At 52.6% G+C, this 2,991-nt stretch carries 2 tRNA genes and 1 rRNA gene; all 3 read right to left on the bottom strand.

The window, feature by feature from the left end:
* Positions 1-22: 22 nt before the first annotated feature.
* Positions 23-94, bottom strand: a tRNA-Glu gene (locus H7U37_RS14655).
* Positions 95-96: 2 nt separating this feature from the next.
* Positions 97-172, bottom strand: a tRNA-Lys gene (locus tag H7U37_RS14650).
* A gap of 154 nt (positions 173-326) precedes the next feature.
* Positions 327-2,991 (bottom strand): 23S ribosomal RNA (locus H7U37_RS14645); the annotation flags it as partial.

Raw genomic sequence — 2,991 nt, 5'->3', positions numbered from 1 at the left:
TTCTCTTTCCAGAGAAAGAAAGTGACCCGTACGGGAATCGAACCCATGTTTGCGGCGTGAGAGGCCGCCGTCTTAACCGCTTGACCAACGGGCCATTGGTGCGCCTTCACGGATTCGAACCGGGGACCCACTGATTAAGAGTCAGTTGCTCTACCAGCTGAGCTAAAGGCGCATACTTTCTTTTGAAAAAGAAAGTATGCAAAGAAAACTTTAATCTCTTTTCTACTTTCTCTTTCGCCAGAAGTGGGGGCGCTTTCCGCACCCTCAAAACCGAACAATGTAGATCTTCCAGCTCCGCTCCGCAAGCGCCTGCATTGCTTCTTGTTAAGGTCAAGCCCTCGGCTGATTAGTACCGGTCAGCTCCATACATTACTGCACTTCCACCTCCGGCCTATCGACGATGTAGTCTACATCGAGCCTTACCTCATAAAGAGTGAGAGATCTTATCTTAGGGGGAGTTTCACGCTTAGATGCTTTCAGCGTTTATCTCGTCCGTACATAGCTACCCAGCTATGCCCTTGGCAGGACAACTGGTGCACCAGAGGTACGTCCATCCCGGTCCTCTCGTACTAAGGACAGCTCCCTTCAAATCTCTTACGCCCGCAACAGATAGGGACCGAACTGTCTCACGACGTTCTGAACCCAGCTCGCGTGCCGCTTTAATTGGCGAACAGCCAAACCCTTGGGACCGAATTCAGCCCCAGGATGCGACGAGCCGACATCGAGGTGCCAAACCTCCCCGTCGCTGTGGACGCTTGGGGGAGATCAGCCTGTTATCCCCAGGGTAGCTTTTATCCGTTGAGCGACGGCATTTCCACTCACATACCGCCGGATCACTAACTCCAACTTTCGTTACTGCTCGACCCGTCAGTCTCGCAGTTAGGCTCGTTTATGCGTTTACACTCACTGCACGATTTCCGTCCGTGCTGAACGAACCTTTGAGCGCCTCCGTTACGCTTTTGGAGGCGACCGCCCCAGTCAAACTGCCCACCTAACAGTGTCCCCCGACCGGATTCACGGCCGCAGGTTAGAAAACCAGCAAATCAAGGGTGGTATCCCAAGGGTGGCTCCACCTAAGCTGACGCCCAGGCTTCCAAGCCTCCCACCTATCCTGTACATGATTTACCGATTTCCAGTATTAAGCTACAGTAAAGCTCCATGGGGTCTTTCCGTCTAGTTGCGGGTAACTGGCTTCTTCACCAGTACAACAATTTCGCCGGGCGGGCTGTTGAGACAGTGCCCAAATCGTTACGCCATTCGTGCGGGTCAGAACTTACCTGACAAGGAATTTCGCTACCTTAGGACCGTTATAGTTACGGCCGCCGTTTACTGGGGCTTCAATTCAAACCTTCGCCTTGCGACTAAGCTCTCCTCTTAACCTTCCAGCACCGGGCAGGCGTCAGCCCATATACGTCATCTTTCGATTTAGCATAGACCTGTGTTTTTGGTAAACAGTCGCTTGGGCCTTTTCACTGCGGCCTCCCGTAGGAGGCGCCCCTTATCCCGAAGTTACGGGGCCAATTTGCCGAGTTCCTTAACAACCCTTCTCCCGTTGGCCTTAGGATTCTCTCCTCATCTACCTGTGTCGGTTTGCGGTACGGGCGCCTTAGTATCCCTCACGCCTTTTCTCGCCTCTGGACATCGAGGACTTCCCTACTATAATTTCGGTCCCTTTCGCCCGGGTCAACCAACGCCCGGGTCCCTCTATTCCAAAGTGTCAGCGTGCTTAAAGTTCGGCGGCTACGGAATTTCTACCGTATGTGCATCGACTACGCCTTTCGGCCTCGCCTTAGCTCCCGGCTTACCTTGGGCGGACGAACCTTCCCCAAGAAACCTTAGATTTTCGGCCATTATGATTCCCACATAATTCTCGCTACTCATTCCGGCATTCTCACTCGAATACAGTCCACCGCTGCTCTCGCTGCGACTTCGCCCCGTATTCGACGCTCCCCTACCCCTGCCTTGCGGCAAGCCCAAGCTTCGGTTACATGCTTAGCCCCGTTATATTTTCCGCGCAGAGTCACTCGACCAGTGAGCTATTACGCACTCTTTTAATGAGTGGCTGCTTCTAAGCCAACATCCTGGTTGTTTTCGCAACTCCACATCGTTTTCCACTTAGCATGTATTTGGGACCTTAGCTGTGGGTCTGGGCTGTTTCCCTTTTGACAATGAAACTTATCTCACACTGTCTGACTGCCAACCATCAATTATCCGGCATTCTGAGTTTGATAGGGTTCAGTAACCTTATCGGCCCCTAGCCCATTCAGTGCTTTACCTCCGGTAATCTAAGCTGACGCTAGCCCTAAAGCTATTTCGGGGAGAACCAGCTATCTCCGAGTTCGATTGGAATTTCACCGCTATCCACAAGTCATCGCCGATCATTGCAACGAGCGTGCGTTCGGTCCTCCATGGAGTTTTACCTCCACTTCAACCTGCTCATGGATAGGTCACCCGGTTTCGGGTCTATTGTCACCGACTTTATACGCCCTCTTCAGACTCGCTCTCGCTGCGCCTCCGGTACTCAATACCTTAAGCTTGCCAGTAACAATAACTCGCCGGACCATTCTACAAAAGGTACGAGATCACACTTTAACGTGCTTTCTCTGCTTGTAAGCACAAGGTTTCAGGTTCTATTTCACTCCCCTCCCGGGGTCCTTTTCACCTTTCCCTCACGGTACTGCTCCTCTATCGGTCATCAGGTAGTATTTAGGCTTGGAGGGTGGTCCCCCCAGTTTCCCACCGGGTTTCACGTGTCCGGCGGTACTCTGGATCCTCACTAATGGCTTCGCCTTTCGCCTACGGGACTATCACCCGCTCTGGTTGGCCTTCCCATACCATTCGGCTAGACTTTACCACCGTTGTGTGAGTCCGCAACCCCAGAGAATAAATCCTCTGGTTTGGCCTCTTCCGCGTTCGCTCGCCACTACTGGCGGAATCTCGGTTGATTTCTCTTCCTCGCCCTACTTAGATGTTTCAGTTCAGGCGGTTCCC

The organism is Pseudoflavonifractor phocaeensis, assembly GCF_016901735.1.
Lineage (GTDB): Bacteria > Bacillota > Clostridia > Oscillospirales > Oscillospiraceae > Pseudoflavonifractor_A.
Note: the sequence above shows the minus strand (reverse complement) of the source record. Positions and strands in the feature narration are given on the sequence as shown.